The sequence below is a fragment of the Bradyrhizobium zhanjiangense genome, assembly GCF_004114935.1.
GTDB lineage: Bacteria > Pseudomonadota > Alphaproteobacteria > Rhizobiales > Xanthobacteraceae > Bradyrhizobium > Bradyrhizobium zhanjiangense.
On record NZ_CP022221.1, the window covers coordinates 1,176,584 to 1,196,220 of the forward strand.

Sequence of the window (19,637 nt, forward strand, 5' to 3'; positions counted from 1 at the left end):
GCTACTTCATCACCCGCAGGCCCTTGGTCGTGAACCGCTGCGTCCTGCCGCCGGGACGCACCGGACGCTTCGTGCCGGCGGCCTTGCCGGTGCCGGGTGGCTGGTGCGCCGGGACGAGCTGGTGGGGCTGCGAGCCGATCAGGTCAGCGCGGCCCATCTCCTTCAGCGCTTCGCGCAGCACCGGCCAATTGTCAGGGTCGTGGTAGCGCAGGAACGCCTTGTGCAGGCGGCGCTGGCGCAGGCCCTTGATCGCCTCGACCTTGTCACTGCCGCCGTGGCGGACGCCGCGCAAGGGATTGACGCCGGTGTGGTACATCGCGGTCGCCGTCGCCATCGGCGAGGGCAGGAAGGTCTGCACCTGGTCGGCGCGATAGCGGTTCTTCTTCAGCCACAGCGCGAGGTTCATCATGTCCTCGTCGGTCGTGCCGGGATGCGCCGCGATGAAATAGGGGATCAGGTAATATTTCTTGCCGGCCTGCTCTGCGGCGGCATCGAACATCCGCTTGAAGCGATCATAGGCGCCGATGCCCGGCTTCATCATCTTGTTGAGCGGACCGCGCTCGGTATGTTCCGGTGCGATCTTCAAATAGCCGCCGACGTGATGGGTGACGAGCTCCTTGATGTATTCGGGACTCTCCACCGCGAGGTCGTAGCGCACGCCGGAGGCGACCATCACCTTCTTGATGCCGCGGGTCTCGCGCACCTTGCGATAGAGCCTGATGAGGTCGTCATGCGAGGTGTTGAGGTTCGGGCAGATCTCGGGGAAGACGCAGGACGGCCGCCGGCACGCCGCCTCGACCTTCGGGTCCTTGCACGCCATCCGGTACATGTTGGCGGTGGGGCCGCCGATGTCGGAGATCACGCCGGTGAAGCCCGGCGTCTTGTCGCGGATCTTCTCGATCTCGCGCAGGATCGAGCCTTCCGAGCGGTTCTGGATGATGCGGCCCTCGTGCTCGGTGATCGAGCAGAAGGTGCAGCCGCCGAAGCAGCCGCGCATGATCGTCACCGAGAATTTGATCATCTCCCAGGCGGGAATTCGTGCTTCGCCATAGGAGGGGTGCGGCGCGCGTGCGTAAGGCAGATCGTAGACCGCGTCCATCTCCTCGGTGGTCAGCGGGGTCGGCGGTGGGTTGAGCCAGAGATCGCGATCGCCATGACGCTGCACCAGCGGCCGCGCATTGCCGGGATTGCTCTCCCGATGCAGCACGCGTGAGGCGCGCGCATAGGCCTCGCGGTCCTGTTCGACCTGCTCCAGCGCCGGCAGGCGGATCACCGTGGCGCCCGGCTTCCGCGATGCGCCTTCGTCGGCGGAATCGAGATCGTCGGCGTGCAGCTCGGAATAACCTTCCGGCACACGGCGGAACAGCGCGACGCCCCTGATGTCGTCGAGCTCGCGCGGCGCTTCGCCGGCCGCGAGCCGCTGCGCCACCTCGACCACGGCGCGCTCGGCATTGCCGTAGAGCAGCAAGTCCGCCTTGGCGTCGGCCAGCACCGAGCGGCGCACCTTGTCGGACCAGTAGTCGTAATGCGCGATCCGGCGCAGCGAGGCCTCGATGCCGCCGAGCACGATCGGCACATCCTTGAACGCCTCGCGGCAGCGCTGCGCGTAGACGATGGTGCAGCGGTCCGGCCGCTTGCCGCCTTCGCCGCCGGCGGTATAGGCGTCGTCATGGCGCAAGCGGCGGTCCGCGGTGTAGCGGTTCACCATGGAGTCCATGTTGCCGCCGGTGACGCCGAAGAACACCTTTGGCTTGCCCAATGCCCTGAACGGCTCGGCCGAATGCCAGTCCGGCTGCGCGATGATGCCGACGCGAAAGCCTTGCGCCTCCAGCAGCCGGCCGATGATCGCCATGCCGAAGCTCGGATGGTCGACATAGGCGTCCCCGGTCACCAGCACGATGTCGCAGGCATCCCAGCCGAGCGCATCCATCTCGGCGCGGCTCATCGGGAGGAACGGCGCCGGCTTGCGCGGGCGGGCCTGCGCCATCAGGGGCTTTTCGGCGGTGATGATCTGGGTGTCCATGGGGGCTTACGGATAAGACGCCGAGGCCCCGAATTCAACCGACGGGCGCGTGAAAGGTCGGGGTTCCCCGGGCTGCCAGCCAACCTTCAGCCGCCTGCGAGCAACTGCCGGACCTCGGCGAGCGCGTCGTGGTTCACCTGCAGGAACCATCCGCCTCCGCGAACATTCTGATGGAGGGTTGATGCGGCCCGGGTCGCGCGCGCTCGCGTCCGGGTTTGGCATTGCCCTGATCTTCGCCTCTGGCGATGGGGGAATTGTGAGCACGGTTATAGAGAACTTGCTGATGCGGAAGCAGAAGCTCGTGGAACAGCTCGAGACGACGCAGTCGGTCGAAGACCGCGACAGGCTCGAGCACCAGCTCGAACAGATCAACACCGCGCTGGATTTTCTGGACAGGCCGGGACCGAGGGAGGGACCGTGACGGCGCTCAATCCACCTTCGGCGCGTCCATCTGCGGCGCCTCCACTTTCAGTGCCTCTACTTTCAGCGCCTTGGCATAGACCACGCCCGAATTGGTGATGTGCGTCGTCATCAGCGCTTCGAAGGCCGCGTGCTCGCCGCGTGCGAACAGATCGAGCAGTCTGCGATGCTCATCGAAGGACGAGCGGGTGCGCACGTCGATCGGCGAGGTCAAATTGGTGCGGAGCGCGGCGACGCGGCCGGAGACGAGCTGATAGGATTCGGCCAGGTAACGGTTGCCGCAATGGGCGAACAGCGCCTCGTGAAAAGCGGCGTCGGCGCGGCCATAAGCGATGTTGTCCTTTGCCGCGATCGCCGGCTCCATCGCGGCGATCGCTGCGTTCATTGTCGCGATTGCGCCGTCGCGATCGTGGCGGAAGGCGAGCTCGGCCGCTTTCGGCTCGAGTGCGATCCGGAAGGTGCAGAGCGCATGGATGTCCTCTGCGCTCGGCGTGAACACGAAGCTGCCGACCTGCGGCCGGATCGCCACGAGCCCCTGCGCCTGCAAGAGGCCCATCGCCTCGCGCACCGGCGTGCGGCTGACGCCGAAGGAATTGGCCACCATCTCCTCGGAGATGGCGGCGCCGAGCGCGAATTCGCCGTCGACGATGGCCTGGCGCAGCCGCTGCATCACCCGCTGCGACAGCGATTTCGGCGTATCGAACTTCAGCGACTTCATGGGCTCTCCGGTCAGATCACCTTGCCGGGATTGAGCAGATGCTCGGGATCGAGCGCGGCCTTCAGGGTTCGCATCAGCGCGATCTCGGCCTCGCTCCTGGCATGATCCAGCCACTTCTTCTTCAGCGTGCCGATGCCGTGCTCGGCGGAGACGCTGCCGCCCATCTCGCGCACCAGACCATAGATGATCGCGTCCATCTGTTCTTTCGGCTGCTGCGCGACGGAGAGACCCGTGACCCAGGAGACGAGATGCAGATTGCCGTCGCCGATATGGCCGTAATAGACGCTCTCGCAGCCTTTGATGCCTTTTGCGAGTGCTGCTTTGCAGCGCGTCGCGAACTCGTCCATCCGCGCCACCGCAAGCCCGATGTCGTAGGAGATGTGCGGCCCCAGCACCTGGCCGAATTCGGCGCAGATGTCGCGCACGCGCCAGAAGGCTTGCGTTTGCGCCAGCGATTGCGCCACGGCGGCGTCCGCCAGCAGTCCGCGCTCCATCAGCTCTTCCAGCCAGTTTTGGAAGCGCGGTGCATCCAAGCTCTCGTCGGTGCCCTGCGCCTCGACCAGCACGTAGAGGCCGTGGCCTGCTGCGACCGGCGGCTTCACGCCGGCGCGCGTCGTGATCACATCCCAATAGTCCGGCCACATCACCTCGAAGGCCGACAGCAGCGGTCCGAGCCCGCTGCGCGCGGCGCCGAGCAGTGCGATCACCGCGGCATAATCCTTCAGCGCGCAGAGCGCGGCCATGGTCGAGCGCGGTTTCGGGAACAGCCGCAGCACCACGCGGGTGATGATGCCGAGCGTGCCTTCGGAACCGATGAACAGATGCTTCAGATCGTAGCCGGCGTTGTTCTTCATCAGCTTGTTGAGGCCAGTGATGATGGTGCCGTCCGGCAGCACCACTTCGAGCCCGAGCACCAGCTCGCGCGTCATGCCGTAGCGGATCACGCGGTTGCCGCCGGCATTGGTCGACAGATTGCCGCCGATGGCGCAGGAGCCGCGCGAGCCGAGATCGAGCGGGAAGAAGAAGCCGGCCTCATCCGCGGCCTTCTGAATCGTCTCCAGCGGCGTGCCGGCCTTCACCGTCATCGTCGCGGAGGCAGGATCGATCTCCTCGATCCCGGTCATGCGCTCCAGCGAGATCGCGACCCAGCCTGTCTCGGGCGAGGCGCCGCGGCACAGCCCAGTCAATCCGCCCTGCGGCACGAAGGGAAGTCGCGCCTTCCGGCAGGTCAGAATCGCATCGGCAACGCCCTGCGCATCGAGCGGACGGATCACCGCGAGCGGTGTCTGCGGCAGGCTCGCGCTCCAGTCGTTGCAATTGCGCGCCGGCACGTCGCCGCCGGTCAGCACCGCGGCCGCGCCGAGCTTGTCGCGCAATGCGCCAAGCAGTTGGTCAGGACGCTCATTCGGGGTCACCATGTCCATGCGAGACCTCCTCAGATCTGACTGCGCCTATGCGCGCCGCGACGGTGGAAAGGATTTGCCTCTTTCTTGTATGTAAGGTACAAGATCGAAAGTAAAGCAAAAACAAGGCTTGGAAAGCCCTCTCAAGGTCCATCAGGAGATCAGAGGCTTGGTCCGAGGTCGCAGCTAAAGGGTAGTGAGATGACGGAGGCAATTCGCGGGTTCTGGGTGGCGTCGGCGACGCCGCTGGCGACGGACGGCAGCGTGGACTCCGCAAAGCTCGCGGCGCATGCCAAGCAACTCTTCAGTAAGGGCGTCGACGGTGTCGTGCTGTTCGGCACCACCGGCGAGGGCACCTCCTTCAATGTCCCTGAGCGTGTTGCGACCATCGAAGCCATGCTCAAGGCCGGCGTCGCGCCGGAGCGTATCGGCATCGGCGGCGGCTTCCCCGCTATGACCGACAGCATCGCATTGACGCGCGCCGTGCTTGGCCTCGGCCTGCGTCACGTCCTGTTGCTGCCGCCTTACTTCGATCGCAGCGTCACGCCCGAAGGCATCGAGGATGCCTTCGCCGCCATCATCGACGGCGTCGCCGACGATCGCCTTCGCGCCTATCTCTATCACATCCCGCAGGTCTCGGGCGTCGCGATCCCGACGACAGTCGCCGCAAGCCTGCGCAAGCGCTACGGCAAGATTATCGCCGGCCTGAAGGACTCCAGTGGCGATTTCAAGCAATTCCAGGCGTTCCGCAAAGCCGCGCCCGAACTCGCCATCACCGTCGGCAACGAAGCCGACATCGCCCGTGCGATCGCCGCCGGCGGCGCCGGCACCATCTGCGGCATGGCCAATGTCGTGCCCGAACTGGTCAAGGGCATGGTTGACGGCAAAGACGTCGAAGCGCGCATGCAGGCGGCGATCGACGTCGTGGTGAAGACGCCATCGCTGGTTGCGACGCTGAAGGCCATCGTCGCGGCGCAGACGGGCGATGCCGGCTGGCTGCGTGTGCGTCCGCCGCTTCGCGCCTTGTCCGACGGCGCCGCGTTCCTGCGGAAGATCGACGCGCTGATGGCGCCTGCCGTCGCCTGAGATCGCGCAAGATCGCGACACGCCGCGGCAAATTCGCGTGCTGCGTGTCGCGCAGGGCGCACCGGCAATTCATGATGCTGTTCAGCGCGGTCTGCTCTTAGAATGATTCAACACTAGAGCGATTCAAGCTCCGCTACGGTTCTCCTCGATCTCGACGGCTGTTACACGCGCACACTTCAATGCTCCTGACTTGAAGTGGAATGAAAGTGCGTGCCTTCGTGGATGGCCAACGCGTCAGCGGCCATCGTCTTCGTGCCGGCAAGAGCCGCGCAGGTCTTCTCATCGGAGCGGCCGTGCTGCTGGCGACGCGCGTCGCTACTCGCTGTCGGCGACGGTGAAGTTCTAGTGATGGGGCCGCAGCGCGCCGAAGCCGATTTGCGGGTCGTCCTGACCAGAGGGGTCGGTGCCGATGCGTGAGTCCTGGCCCGCCTTCAAGTCCATCCTGCTTCAAGTCCATTCCATCGCGGGCCTGGTGCTCGCGCTGCTGCTCGCCTTGATCGCGCTGACCGGCGCGATCATGAGTTTTGAGGACGAGGTCGTCGATCATCTCGACGCGGGCATCATGCAGGTGGCGCCGCGCCCCGCGCCGGCGCTGATGCCGGACGAACTGGTTGCACGGCTGAAGGCAGCGCACGGCGTCGGCAAAGTCTCGGCCGTCATGCTGTCGAGCGATCCGTCCGCGGCGGTGCGTGTCCGCTTCGGGCGCGACGAGCAGGGCGGGAGGCCGGCCTCGCTCTATGTCGACCCCTATGACGCACGCGTGCTGGGCTCGCCGCGCGGCGAAGCATTTTTCACAACCGTGCGCAGGCTGCATCGCTGGCTGCTCATCCCTGGCGACGCCAAGGGCTGGGGGCGTCAGATCACCGGCGTGGCCGCGCTCGGCCTGATCGTGATGCTGGTCTCTGGCCTCGTGCTGCGCTGGCCGCGTCGTGCCGGCAGCGTGAAGATGTGGCTGAAGCCGAATCTCTCGCTTAGCGGTCGCGGCCTGCACCGGTCGCTGCACGCCGTCATCGGCACCTGGGTTCTGCCGATCTATCTGGCGATGACGCTCACCGGGCTCTGGTACTCGTTCGACTGGTACAAGGATGGCGTCGTGTGGCTGTTGTCGCGGCCGCAAGGCCCGGCGGCGAAGATGATGCCCGCAAACCCGCCGCGCGCGGCCGGCCGTCTCGAGCCGGCGCAGCCGATCGGCTTCGATCAGGCATGGACGACGTTCCAGCGCGAGGAGGGCGGCCGCTTCGCCAGGGCTTTGCTGACGCTGCCAGCGAGCCCCGGCACGGTGATCCGGATCCGGTCGTGGGGGAAGGACATGACGCTCGAGGCCACGCGCGACGAGTTTCGTATCGACGCGGTCACCGGTCAGTTGGCTTCCGCGGAGCGCTATTCCGACAAGACGTTCGGCGAGAAGGTCATCGCGGCCATTTACGACATCCACCGCGGCGCCATCCTGGGCTGGCCCGGTAAGCTCGCCTTCATGATTGCCGCGGCCTTGATGCCGCTGTTCGCCGTCACCGGCATTCTGCTCTATCTGTCACGCCGCGAGCTGCGGCGCCCGGCGCAGCCGCCGCTGGGGCGGCTCGTTCCCGGCGAGTGATCACTGGGACTCAGTCGACCGCTCAAAGCCCATCGCAGGACGCCCATGTGAGCGGCAGACAAGAATCACTTGTCTGCGGTTTCACGAAATGGTTCGATCCGCAAGGTGCACGCAGATGTCGTGGGGCGATCCTGATGGCGCTATCCGAACGAGATGAGCTTGAAGAAACGGCGCTGCCCGCCGTGCTTGTCAGACGCAGTGACCTGCCCGTGCCGCTCACGCATCCGGCGCGGAGCTTTTTCGGTGGACTCCCCAAGTTGCCCCCGCAGCTTGAGTGGCCGACGGCAGATGTCAGGGCGAACGAGACGTTGGAAACGGTTGCGCTCACATTCGTGGCTCAAATTGACCTGGCCGACGTGCCTGGCTCCGGCTGGTCGCCGCTTCCGAAGCGAGGCACACTCTATTTCTTCTGCAGTTCGGTGTTCGTTGGCGAAAGACATCCAGCTTGCCGCGTCCTCTATAGCGCTGCCGGCGGCGACGCGTATCCTGACCGTCCACCACCGCCGGATCTGATGCCGCTAGGAGGCACCGACGGTGATTATCAGGTCAAATGGCTCGATTCGAACCTCGATTTTCATTCCAAGATCGAGTTCAAATATCCTGTCTCCTTCCGGCTGTTCCGCGACTTCCACTTCCGGGACGATGCCGTCGGTGGCGAGCTTATGGTCGAAGAATTATGCAGGGCGCTGGGTCCGGGCGAGCCGCAGGAGTATGATCTGCTTCAATTCCGAAGCGCGGCCAAATACGAGAAAGACGAGGATTGGCCCTTCAATTGGCTCCTGATCGTTTGCGTGGTTCGGTCGGTGTTGTCGCACATTCAGCGCGATCTGAAGCTTGGATACTATGGCAAGCCGCTCACCGACGTAGCAACTGTGGAATTGAATCGTGTTCGCGCTGGCGCGATCGCGTGGCTCGAGCGCTGTCGGACGCTCACCCCAATGGATGACGTCGATCCTGACACAAAGGTGTCCTTCAGGAGCTGGTGGTTCGAGGTGGTGAAGACCTACGAGAAAATGGACGGGCAGGTACGCACATACACCAGCGAATTCGCGGCGGACCTAGGTAATGCCATCAATCACACGATCCGTTGCATGGCGACCGAGGAGGTCGATGCTTCCGAAGACGCCCCTTTCAGCTACGTTACGAATCTCGCGCGGCAGAATCATTGGAAGACCCCGACCGTGGACGACGGGCGGCGGCGCCACTTCAGAACAGCGCTTCATCAGATGCTGGGATATGGCAGCGGCCCGCAAGATGCGACCGAGGAGCATCTGGAGGACATGTTGTTGCTCCAGATACAAGGAGATCTCGCGTTTTTCGATTGGCACTCCAATGTCGGTGGTGTGCTTCATTTTTGGATTGATCGGGATGCTCTTGCTCGACGTGACTTCTCGAAAGCCGTTGCCACATACGAATGCGACTAGTCTGATCTCTGCGCGGCGAACTTGCTTTCGTCCTGTTCTCCGATATGGCTAGCCAACAGCGCCGCAATGGTTCAAAAGCTTCTGGCTCTCTCGTCAGGGTTCACGCCATGAAGCTTCCCACCGTCACTCCCGCCGAGATCCGCCGCGCCCTGCTCCTGCGCGAAGAAATCGCGTTGCTCGATCTCAGATATGAGTCAGCGTTCGCGACCGGTCATCCGCTGTTCGCCGCCAACATGGCTGCCGACCGGATCGCGGTCGAAGCCGAGGTCAGGCTGCCGCGTAAGGACGTGGCGATCGTGCTCTATGATGACGGCGAGGGGCTGGTCGCAACCGGGGCCGAACGGCTGGCCGCGCTCGGCTACACCAACATCCGCGTGCTCGAAGGCGGGCTAAAGGCTTGGCGCGCAGCGGGCTATGAAGTGTTCGAGGACGTCAATTCCTATTCAAAAGCATTTGGCGAGCTGGTCGAGGCGCGCCGCCACACGCCTTCGCTCAGCGCCGACGAGGTGGCGAAACTCATTGCCGAGAAGGCCAACATCGCCATCCTCGATGTCCGCCGCTTCGACGAATATGCCACCATGAACATTCCGGGCTCGGTCAGCGTGCCCGGCGCGGAGCTGGTGCTGCGGGCCGGGCAGGCTGCGCCCGACCCTGAAACCACCATCATCGTCAACTGCGCCGGCCGCACGCGCTCGATCATCGGCACCCAGTCGCTGATCAATGCCGGCGTGCCCAACAAGGTGCGCGCGCTGCGCAACGGCACCATCGGCTGGACGCTGTCGCGCCACACGCTCGATCACGGTGCCGACAGGCGCGGCGCGATCGGGCCGTTCGAAGGCGGCCCAGCCAATGCCCGCGACGTCGCCTATCGCGCCGGCGTTCGTCATATCGGCGCGAGCGAGGCGGCGGCGCTTGTCGTGCAGACCGATCGCACGCTCTATCGCTTCGACGTGCGCGACGCGGAGGAATATGTCGCGGGCCATCTGCCGGGTTTCCGTCATTATCCCGGTGGCCAGCTGGTCCAGGAGACCGACATGGCCGCGCCGGTGCGCGGAGCGCGTATCCTGCTGACCGACGACAAGGCCGTGCGTGCCGACATGACGGCGTCCTGGCTGGCGCAGATGGGCTGGGAGGTCTATGTGCTCGAAGGCGGCTATGACGGTGCGCTCGAAGTTGGTCCGCCGCGCCTGCTGCCCAAGCCCGACCCGGCGCATCGCTACCGCCGGCCCTATGAAGGCACCGACGTCGCGCAAGCCGCGATGCAGGCCTATCTGGATTGGGAATATGGTCTCGTCGAGCAGCTCCGCCGGGATGGAACGCACGGGTTTTATGTGATTTGACTCTGTTGCCGCGCAACAAATCTTCTTCGTCATCCTGGACAAGCGAGCGCTTGGCAACGCGTAGCGTTGTCCGATAGCGAGCGCTGATCCAGGACCCATTACCACCGCCCCGTGTTGTCTGGGGATCTCGTTGCCCCAGATTGCCGGACACCAGGCGCCTGGGATAATGGGTCCTGGCTTTCTCCAGGACAACTTTGAAGCTGAGAGCGGTGCCTCCCTGCTTACCGGCCGCCGCCATCTTCTCCCCGTATCCAATTCCTATTGTGCCGCGCACCGTCCGCGGTCTATGAGCTGCGGCAAAGCTGCTACTTACGGAGACACCATGCCAGCCCCCGGCCAAAGCCCCGAGCGGAATGCGAAGGCGCTGCTGCTCGAAGGCGTCAATGATAGCGCTGTCGACCTGTTCAAAAGCGCGGGCTTTACCAATGTCGAGCGCCTGACCAAGGCGCTGGACGGCGAAGATCTGCGGCGGGCGCTCAAGGGCGTGACGCTGCTCGGCATCCGCTCGCGCACCCAGATCACCGACGAGGTGCTTGGCGCCGCCGACCAGCTCCTCGCGGTCGGCTGCTTCAGCGTCGGAACCAACCAGGTCGATCTCACCGCGGCGCGTAAGCGCGGCATTCCCGTCTTCAACGCACCGTTCTCCAACACGCGCAGCGTTGCCGAGCTCGTGATCGGCGAGATCGTGATGCTGCTGCGGCGGATCTTTCCGCGCTCGGTGTCGGCGCATGGGGGCGGCTGGGACAAGTCGGCGACCGGCAGCCGCGAGGTGCGCGGCCGCACGCTCGGCATCGTCGGCTACGGCAATATCGGCTCGCAGCTTTCGACGCTCGCCGAAGCCATGGGCATGCGTGTGATCTATTTCGACCGCACCGACAAGCTCCGCCACGGCAACACCGAGCCGGTCGAGAAACTGGAAGAGCTGCTGGCGCAGAGCGACATCGTCAGCCTGCACGTGCCGGAGACGCCGGAGACTGCGGGCATGATCGGCGAGAAGGAACTGCGGGCGATGAAATCAGGCTCGTTCCTGATCAACAACAGCCGCGGCACCGTGGTCGATCTCGATGCGCTCGCGCGCGCCTTGCGCGATGGTCATCTCGCCGGCGCGGCCGTCGACGTGTTTCCGGTCGAGCCCTCCTCGAACGCGGACCGGTTCAAGAGTCCGGTGCAGGGCCTCGAGAACGTCATCCTCACGCCGCATATCGGCGGCTCGACCGAGGAGGCGCAGGAGCGCATCGGCGGCGAAGTCGCGCGCAAGCTGATCGACTATTTCATTACGGGATCGACCATGGGCGCGGTGAACTTTCCGGAGGTGCAGCTGCACTTACGCCCCTCCGGCGCGCGCTTCAGCCACGTCCATCGCAACGTGCCCGGCATGCTGCGCCGGCTCAACGAAGTCTTCCTCCAGCGCGACATCAACATCGCCGCGCAATATCTGGAGACCGCCGGCGACCTCGGCTATGTCGTGCTCGATGCCGACCTCGGCGGTCAGGATTCAGCCGCGCTGCTCCAGCAGATCCGCGCCCTCGATGGCACGGTCGGCGCGCGACTGGTGTTCGAACACTAGCGCGTCATTGACGGCCGGCCGGAGGTCGCCTTCAATGCGGCTTCCTGACGGATCGAACGAGAACAGAAATCGGGGGGAACGATGGCGCAAATGCGTGCGAAGCTCTGTGTTTTGCTCGTAGGGACCGCGGCTGCGTTGACTGCGGGCAGCGTGTCGGCGGCGACGCTGGCGGAAGATGCAGATGCCGTCTGCACGGCGCTCGTCGGCGGCACTGACGCCGTGAAGATTGATTCCGCGACCCTGCAGGCGCCGTCGCAGCTCGCGGTCGCCGAGCGCGGGCCGACGCCGTCGGGCCGCATCACGCCGGCCAATCCGCGCTTCTGCAAGGTGCTCGGCCATATCGATCCCACCGATCCCAAGGCGCCGCCGATCAAATTCCAGGTCAATCTTCCCGTCGAATGGAACGGGCGCTCGCTGCAATATGGCGGCGGCGGTTTTAATGGCGTGCTGATCACGGGACTTGCGCTGCCGCCGGCTTATCCGTTCGACAAGCCGTCGCCGCTCGCGCGCGGCTTCGTCACCTATGGCACCGATTCCGGCCACGAGACCAAGCAGGGCGAGCCACCGCAGCTGTTTGCGCTCAACGACGAAGCGTTCGAGAATTTCGCTCATCGCGCCTAGAAGAAGGTGCGCGATGCAGCCGTCGCGCTGATGCAGCGCGCCTACGGCAGGAAGCCGGACAAGATGTATTTCATGGGCTCGTCCGAGGGTGGCCGCGAAGGCCTCACCATGGCCCAGCGCTACCCCGACGATTTCGACGGTATCTTCGCCCGCGTGCCCGTCATCAACTGGGTCGGCTTGCAGCATGCCGGCACCCGCTCTGGTCTCGCGACCATGGGCGAGGGCTGGATCAATCCGGCACAGGTCAAGCTCGTGGGTCACGCGGTGCGCGCGGCCTGCGACAAGGCCGATGGCTCCGACGATGCGCTGGTGCAGGATCCGGTCGCCTGCAAGGCGGCGTTCAAGGTCGAGACGCTGCGCTGCGCGGCGGGCCAGAGCGGCGATCAGTGCCTCACCGAGGCGCAGACCAAGGCCGTGAACACGCTGCACGGCACCTACAAATTCCCGTTCGCGCTCGCCAACGGTCTCGACGACTATCCGGGTTGGGGCATCTCCGGCGAGGACACGCCGGCAATCGGCCCGACCGGCGGCTGGGTGGCCTGGTGGCTCGGCACCGCGCCGCCCGCGCAGCCGCCTGCGCCCAACAACGGCATCGCCTGGATTTACGGTGCCGGCGGCATTCAATATGTGTTCGCGCGCGATCCCAAGCTCGACGTCACCACCTACAAGCTGGAGGAGCACAAGGCACGGCTGCTCGAAGTCTCCAAGCTGATGGATTCGACCGATCCCGATCTCAGCCGCTTCCGGATGCGCGGCGGCCGGCTGATCATGCTCGAGCACATGGCCGATTATGCGCAGAGCCCTTATGCCGGCATCCGCTATTTCGAGAGCGTCGAGCGCAAGCTCGGCAAGGCCGAGACGGCCGAGTTTGCGCGGCTCTACACCGCCCCCGGTGTCGACCATGTCGGCTCCGGCGCGCCGGCTAATGTCGACGTGCTGAGCGCGCTGGTCGACTGGGTCGAGAACGGCAAGGCGCCCGGCGATCTCGAAGTCACCGAGCAGAAGGTCGAGGCGCCGTCGTTTGCGGTGACCCGCGCGCTGCCGCTGTGCCGCTGGCCAGCCTGGCCGCACTACAAGAGCGGCCCATTGACGGAGGCGTCGAGCTTTACCTGCGCGCCGTAGCGAAACCGCTCGTTTGACAACCGCCTCGCGCTCAGCTATATATTTCGCATGCGAAATAAAGGGGCCGGTGCGAGCCACCATCGGCTGATCTACCTCCTGAGCGTCGCGCAACGCCGGTTGCAGCGCTGGATGGCGGCTCGGCCCGAGAGCGAGGTGACGCCGGCGCAGGCCGGGCTGCTCTTCATCCTCGGCCGACAAGACGGCGTCCTGATGGGCGAGGCGGGCGCGGCGCTCGATCTTGGCCCGGCTGGCATTTCCGGCCTCGTCGACCGCACCGCGGCCGCCAAACTGATCGAGCGGCGGGCCGACCGCGAGGACGGACGCGCCTGGCGGATCTGGCTGACGCCGAAGGGGCGCACCGCGCTGGCGCAGGCGAAAGCAGGCGCCGCGGAGATCAATGCGGCGCTGACGGAGGGATTCACCAGTGCGGAGATCGACATCGTCGCGCGCTGGCTGACGAGCATCCAGGACAAGTTTCCAAGAAGTTCAGACGAATAGTAGGAGCAGACGAATGACCGAGCACGTCCGGATCGAGAGCAATGGCGGAATTCTCACGCTGACATTGGCGCGCCCCGACAAGAAGAACGCGCTCACGGACGCGATGTACGGCAAGCTCGCCGACAGCATCGAATCCGCCGAGTTCAATCCGTCGGCCCGCGTGATCCTGATCCGCGGCGAGGGTGACATGTTCACCGCCGGCAACGACGTCGGCGAATTCGCGGCGGTCGCTGCGGGCAAATCGGAAGGCAGCCGCAACGTCGTGCGCTTCATCCAGTCGCTGGCGCGATGCACCCGGCCGCTGGTTGCGGCCGTGCAGGGCCGCGCCGTCGGTGTCGGCACCACGATGCTGTTGCATTGCGATCTCGTCGTGCTCGCCGACAATGCGCAATTGTCGACGCCCTTCGTCAGCCTGGCGCTGGTGCCGGAAGCCGCCTCCAGCCTGTTGATGCCGGCGCGCATCGGCTATGCCCGCGCCTACGAGATGTTTGCGCTCGGCGAAACCATTCCGGCGCAGGCCGCGCTGGAATGGGGCCTCGCCAACCGCGTGGTGCCGCTCGACCGGCTCGATACCGAGGCCCTCGCACTCGCCCAGCGTCTGGCCCGTCAGCCGGCCGGCGCGCTCATCGCCACCAAGAAGCTGATGCGCAATGGCGAGGCGCTGGTCGCGCAGATGAACGCGGAGGGCGAGCAATTCGCGCAGCGCCTGCGCACCGCCGAAGCGCGCGAGGCATTCACCGCCTTTGCGGAGCGCCGTCCGCCTGATTTCACTAAGGTTGGGTGAGAGAGCGTGGCTGCTGGGGAGGCGCCGCAGGCACAACCGCAGGTGCTTGATTAAAGTTTTAACCAAACCTTGGCATGTCGCGATGCAAGGTGGCCTATTCGTGACGAGTAGGCCCCGACCCATGGCAATGTTTAAGAAATCGGTAAGCACGCTTCTCCTGGTGTTGATGGCGCTGCTGGCGGTTGGTGCGCTGACCAGCACGGCGATCCAGATGTTCGGCGCCTTCGGCCGCTACAGCGACAGTTTGGAAACCGAACGGCTCGCGAACGCCGACAAGGCGATCTTCCATGGCGTGCTGTCCTTGCGCAACAATCGCGGCGATGCTCAGAGCGCGCTGCTCGGCGAGGACGATCCGCGCGCCAAGCTCGGCGCCGCCGAGAAGGCAGAGCAGGCCGGCTTTGACGCCATCATGGCCGCGCTCTCCACCGTCGAATTCGCCCGCCGGGACGAGCTTGCGAGCACGTTGAAGCAGCGTTGGAGCGAGGCCGCGCCGAAATTCCAGCTGTTCTACGACGAGGCCAAGCAGCCGCGCGGCGAGCGTAAGGTGGAGCGCACCGCCGCCTGGTACGATGCCGTCACCAGGGTGATCGAGACCGCCAATCTCGCGTCCACCGCGGTGTCGAACCGCGCCTGGATGAACGATCCTTTCATCGCCCGCATGATCCAGGCCCGCCGCCTCGCCTGGCAGGTGCGCGACCGCTACGGCATCCAGTGCTCGACCCTGCGCCCGAACGTCAACAGCTCCAAGCCGCTGGACGAGACCCAGAGGCAGACCGTCGCCGGCTGGAACGGCATCGTCACCGCCGGCTGGACCGGCATGGACGAGTTGCTGGCTGCGCCTGATGTGACCGCGGATCTCGCCAACGCGGCCAAGGAGGCGCGGGCCAAGACCGACGGTGTCCTCAAGCGGATCGGCGAGCTGACCAAAGGCTTCGACGGCAGCGGCCGTCCTGCGATGCCCGCCGCGGAATGGAACGCGCTGTGCCAGTCGCCGTTCGCGTCCATTGTCGCGATCGCCAACAAGGCCCTCGACCAGTCGATCGCACGCGCGGAGACGGTTCAGCAGAAAGCCCTCACCAATCTGATCGTGCAGTCGCTCGCCTTCCTGCTGGCGCTGGCCGTGACCCTGGCCGGCGTGTTCGTCGTGCGCAATCGCCTCATGCGCCCGGTGCGCGCCATTCTCGATGCCATCGCCCGCATCAGCGCGCGCGACTATGCGACTCCGGTGCCGCAATCCCGGTATCCCGACGAGTTCGGCACCATGGCCGCCGCGCTCGAAAGTCTGCGCGAAAGCGCGGCGACCGCCGAACGCCTGGGCCAGGAACGCGAATCGCAGCAGGCGCTCCAGCTCGCCCGCTCCGGCACCGTCGATGCAGCCTGCCGCAGCTTCGACGATACGGTGCAGGCGGTCATCCAGAGCGTCGTAGCGTCGACGAAGGAGCTCGATGCCACTGCGGCTGACGTGCGCTCGCTGGTTTCGGAATCGGGCAGCCAGACCGCGGCGGTCTCCTCCGCGGCCGAGCAGGCCACCAACAATCTCGAGACCATCGCGGCCGCGACCGAGGAACTCTCCGCATCCGTCGGCGAGATCTCCGCGCAGGTGCAGTCCAGCGCCCGCGAGGCCCGCGAGGCCGTAGCGCAGGCCGAGCAGACCAATGCGACGGTGGAGATCCTCGACCAGACCGCAAGCCGCATCAGCGAGGTCGTGAAGATGATCAACGCCATTGCCGGCCAGACCAACCTCTTGGCCTTGAACGCCACCATCGAAGCGGCGCGTGCCGGCGAGGCCGGCCGCGGCTTTGCCGTGGTCGCCGGCGAGGTCAAGAGCCTTGCGGCGCAGACCGCAACCGCGACCGAAGAGATCTCGCGCCAGGTCGAGGAAATCCAGGGCGCCACCGGCCAGGCCGTGGCTGCCATCCGTTCAATCGGCGGCGCCATCAGCGGCATCGACGAGAAGATGACGGCGATTGCCGCCGCCGTCGAGCAGCAGCGCGCGGCGACCACCGAGATCTCGCGCAACTTCCAGCAGGCCGCACAAGGCACCCGCGAAGTCACCGATACCATCGGCAGCGTCGCCAGGCTGAACCAGGAGACCGGCAACGCCGGCACGGTGTTGTCGGATTCCGTCAAGAAGATGTCGGCCGACGCCGATCGTCTCCGCGTCGCGGTCGAGGGCTTCTTGGGCGCCGTAAAGACCGCGTAGTCGCCTCGTAGTCCCTCTCAGTTCTTCCATCCAACGGCGCGCGGGCATTGCCGCCGGTCCGCGCGGCGGCTACATCTGTGCCGCCTCGCTCCGCGAGCGCTTGAGACAGACGTAAGAGACATCAGGGATGGAGAGTTCGATGCCGGTCACGCCACAACACAAGGTCCAGCGCCCCTATCGCGGCGTGTTCCCGGTCGCGCCCACCATCTTCGACGAGCGCGGCGAGCTCGACCTCGAGGGCCAGCGTCGCTGCATCGATTTCATGATCGATGCCGGCTCGAACGGCCTCTGCATCCTCGCCAATTTCTCCGAGCAGTTCGTGCTCACCGATGCCGAGCGCGAAACGGTGATGCATACGGTGCTGGAACATGTGGCGGGCCGGGTTCCCGTGATCGTCACCACCACGCATTTCAGCTCGGCCGTCTGCGCCGCGCGCAGCCGGCAGGCCGAGGCGGCCGGCGCTGCCATGGTGATGGTGATGCCGCCCTATCACGGCGCGACCTTCCGCGTGCCCGAGAAAGGCATCGTCGAATTCTTCAAGCTGCTCTCGGACGCGATCAACATTCCCATCATGATCCAGGATGCGCCGGTGGCCGGCACGCCGCTCTCCGTCGATCTGCTCGCGCGGCTGGCACGCGAGCTCGCCAACATCCGCTATTTCAAGATCGAGGTGCCCTTCGCCGCTGCCAAGCTGCGCAGCCTGATCGAGGCGGGCGGCAAGGACATCGAGGGCCCCTGGGACGGCGAGGAGGCGATCACGCTGCTGGCCGACCTCGATGCCGGCGCCACTGGCGCGATGACCGGCGGCGGCTATCCCGACGGCATCCGCCAGATCATCGATCCCTATTTCGCCGGCAAGCGCGAAGAGGCGAAAGCCGCCTATGAGCGCTGGCTGCCGCTGATCAATTACGAAAACCGCCAATGCGGCCTGATCGCCTGCAAGGTGATGATGCAGGCCGGCGGGGTGATCAAGTCGGACACCGTGCGCCATCCGCTCCAACCGCTGCATCCGGCGACGCGCGCGGGGCTGCTGGAGCTGGCCAAGGAGCGCGATGCGCTGGCGCTGCGGTGGGGGAAGTAGGGGCACTCTCTTGGCCCTCGTCATTGCAAATGTATCCGCGGAGGCAGCCTGGATTGCTTCGCTTCGCTCGCAATGACGGGGGCTGCCCATCTCGCCGGATGGCGTCGAATTAACGCGATTCCGCCCGTTTCCCGCAGCCCGGCGATGACATATTATACGCGCGCCAACCAGGGCCCTGCGGAGCAACCCCGAGACATCGCGTAACACCTCTTCATTATGTCGTTATCCCGGGCCAGGTTGGAGCGAGCCAACGAAACAGGGAGGCAGTGCCATGACGATGAGGCCGGATCCCACCTTTCACGCATCGCCCAAGCTTGCGATGGAAGCACCAGCAGAGAACTTTGCCTACACGTTGCTGCTCAGTCCAGATTTCTCAAAACCCGATGCTCTCGCGGTCATCGACGTCAAGCCGGGATCGCCGACCTACAGCCAAATCGTCCATACCGTGACGATGCCCAACAAGGGCGATGAGTTTCATCACTTCGGCTGGAATGCCTGCTCCTCCGCCTTGTCGCCACTCACCGGACATGCCTTCATCGAGCGGCGCTATCTCGTCATCCCCGGACTGCGCTCGTCGCGGATCTACATCATCGACACCAAGCCGGATCCGACCAAAGCCAAGATCCACAAGATCATCGAGCCCGAGGAAGTCTTCAAGAAGACCGGTTACTCGCGGCCGCATACCATCCATTGCGGGCCGGACGGCATCTATGTGAGCACGCTGGGCGGTGGCGGCAAAGACGGCACCAACGGTCCTCCAGGCGTTTTCATCATGGATTGCGAGACGTTCGAGGTCCTTGGACGATGGGAGATCGACCGTGGTCCGCAGACGCTGCACTATGATTTCTGGTGGAACCTGCCGCGCGACTACATGGTGACGAGTGAATGGGCGTTGCCGCCGCAGTTCGAGAACGGGATCGTCCCGGAAGATCTGCTTGCGAATAAATATGGCCATCGTCTCCACTTCTGGGATCTTCGCGCCCGTCGCAACGTCCAGACCATCGACCTCGGCGCCAATCATCAGATGGCCCTGGAAGTACGACCGGCGCATGATCCGGTTCGCGAGTACGGCTTCGTCGGCGTCGTGGTCGACACCACGAATCTCGAAGCATCGATCTGGACCTGGTGGCGAGACGGCGGGACATTCCACGTGGAGAAGACGGCGACGATCCCGCCCGAGCCTGCGCCAAAGGAGAAGCTCCCGCCGCTGCTGCAGGGCTTTGGCGCCGTGCCGCCGCTGGTGACCGATATCGACCTGTCGATGGATGATCGTTTTCTCTATGTCTCGTGCTGGGGAACGGGTGAAATGCGCCAGTACGACGTCAGTGATCCGCGCAAGCCAAAGCATGCAGGCTCGGTCCACATCGGCGGCATCGCGCGCCGCACGCCGCATCCGAACGGCAAGGCATTCGCGGCCGGTCCGCAGATGGTCGAGATCAGCCGCGACGGCAGGCGCGTGTACTGGACCAATTCGCTCTATTCCACGTGGGATGACCAGTTCTATCCCGACGGAGTTCCGGGCGTGGAGGTCATGGCCAATGTCGGTCGCGACGGCGGCCTCGAGCTCGACAAGGATTACTTCGTGAGCTTCCCCGACGGATATCGTGCGCACCAGATCAGGCTGGAGGGCGGCGATTGTTCGACGGACTCCTTTTGCTACCCGTCGGCCTAGATTGGGGACACGCGAGCCCGGCGCTTGGCTGGCTCTGGCTCGCGCTTGTTGCGAGCGGTCTCTATCACGGGATCAATCCGG

Annotated in this window: 14 protein-coding genes and 1 pseudogene; 12 read left to right on the forward strand and 3 right to left on the reverse strand. The window is 65.2% G+C overall.

Translation table 11 applies throughout. The features are described 5' to 3' along the window. Window position 1: 1 nt before the first annotated feature. The gene (locus tag XH85_RS05515) at window positions 2-2,023 is read right to left on the reverse strand and encodes a YgiQ family radical SAM protein (RefSeq protein ID WP_128931071.1); all 2,022 of its coding nucleotides are present in this window, start codon (window positions 2,021-2,023) and stop codon (window positions 2-4) included. 283 nt (window positions 2,024-2,306) lie between these two features. On the opposite strand from XH85_RS05515, the gene XH85_RS44740 reads away from it, so the two are divergent. Beyond that, complete coding sequence (locus tag XH85_RS44740) at window positions 2,307-2,444, forward strand: hypothetical protein (RefSeq protein ID WP_164934848.1); 138 nt, start codon at window positions 2,307-2,309, stop codon at window positions 2,442-2,444. 6 nt (window positions 2,445-2,450) lie between these two features. Here the strand turns inward: XH85_RS44740 and XH85_RS05525 are convergent, their stop codons facing one another. Continuing rightward, window positions 2,451-3,161, reverse strand: a complete 711-nt coding sequence (locus XH85_RS05525; RefSeq protein WP_164940121.1) for a GntR family transcriptional regulator — start codon at window positions 3,159-3,161, stop codon at window positions 2,451-2,453. 11 nt (window positions 3,162-3,172) lie between these two features. Then, entirely contained in the window at window positions 3,173-4,585 is a 1,413-nt protein-coding gene (locus XH85_RS05530) for an FAD-binding oxidoreductase (RefSeq protein ID WP_128931073.1), read from the reverse strand. A gap of 180 nt (window positions 4,586-4,765) precedes the next feature. On the opposite strand from XH85_RS05530, the gene XH85_RS05535 reads away from it, so the two are divergent. The 11 genes and pseudogenes from XH85_RS05535 (at window position 4,766) to XH85_RS05585 (ending at window position 19,556) form a co-directional block, all read left to right on the forward strand. After that, window positions 4,766-5,650 carry a dihydrodipicolinate synthase family protein gene (locus tag XH85_RS05535; protein WP_128931074.1) on the forward strand — a complete coding sequence of 295 codons (885 nt, stop codon included), beginning with the start codon at window positions 4,766-4,768 and terminating at the stop codon, window positions 5,648-5,650. Between the two features lie 409 nt (window positions 5,651-6,059). Further along, entirely contained in the window at window positions 6,060-7,244 is a 1,185-nt protein-coding gene (locus tag XH85_RS05540; RefSeq protein WP_128931075.1) for a PepSY-associated TM helix domain-containing protein, read from the forward strand. 134 nt (window positions 7,245-7,378) lie between these two features. Next, window positions 7,379-8,668 carry a DUF1963 domain-containing protein gene (locus tag XH85_RS05545; protein WP_128931076.1) on the forward strand — a complete coding sequence of 430 codons (1,290 nt, stop codon included), beginning with the start codon at window positions 7,379-7,381 and terminating at the stop codon, window positions 8,666-8,668. A 107-nt stretch (window positions 8,669-8,775) separates the two neighbouring features. Continuing rightward, window positions 8,776-10,008, forward strand: a complete 1,233-nt coding sequence (locus tag XH85_RS05550) for a rhodanese-like domain-containing protein (RefSeq protein WP_128931077.1) — start codon at window positions 8,776-8,778, stop codon at window positions 10,006-10,008. A 322-nt stretch (window positions 10,009-10,330) separates the two neighbouring features. Beyond that, a complete protein-coding gene (gene serA, locus XH85_RS05555) occupies window positions 10,331-11,575 on the forward strand; it encodes a phosphoglycerate dehydrogenase (protein WP_128931078.1) in 1,245 nt (414 codons plus the stop codon). An 81-nt stretch (window positions 11,576-11,656) separates the two neighbouring features. Next, window positions 11,657-13,318: pseudogene (locus XH85_RS05560) on the forward strand (tannase/feruloyl esterase family alpha/beta hydrolase). Window positions 13,319-13,366: 48 nt separating this feature from the next. Further along, window positions 13,367-13,816: a MarR family winged helix-turn-helix transcriptional regulator gene (locus XH85_RS05565; RefSeq protein WP_128931079.1), complete on the forward strand. Its 450-nt coding sequence runs from the start codon at window positions 13,367-13,369 to the stop codon at window positions 13,814-13,816. Between the two features lie 13 nt (window positions 13,817-13,829). Further along, window positions 13,830-14,600 carry an enoyl-CoA hydratase gene (locus XH85_RS05570; protein WP_128931080.1) on the forward strand — a complete coding sequence of 257 codons (771 nt, stop codon included), beginning with the start codon at window positions 13,830-13,832 and terminating at the stop codon, window positions 14,598-14,600. Window positions 14,601-14,721: 121 nt separating this feature from the next. Continuing rightward, complete coding sequence (locus XH85_RS05575) at window positions 14,722-16,803, forward strand: methyl-accepting chemotaxis protein (RefSeq protein WP_164940120.1); 2,082 nt, start codon at window positions 14,722-14,724, stop codon at window positions 16,801-16,803. A 139-nt stretch (window positions 16,804-16,942) separates the two neighbouring features. Next, window positions 16,943-17,884, forward strand: coding sequence for a dihydrodipicolinate synthase family protein (locus XH85_RS05580; protein ID WP_128931082.1), 942 nt, complete (start codon window positions 16,943-16,945; stop codon window positions 17,882-17,884). Window positions 17,885-18,155: 271 nt separating this feature from the next. Next, on the forward strand, window positions 18,156-19,556 hold the full coding sequence (locus tag XH85_RS05585; RefSeq protein WP_128931083.1) for a selenium-binding protein SBP56-related protein: 1,401 nt from the start codon (window positions 18,156-18,158) through the stop codon (window positions 19,554-19,556). Window positions 19,557-19,637 lie beyond the last annotated feature (81 nt).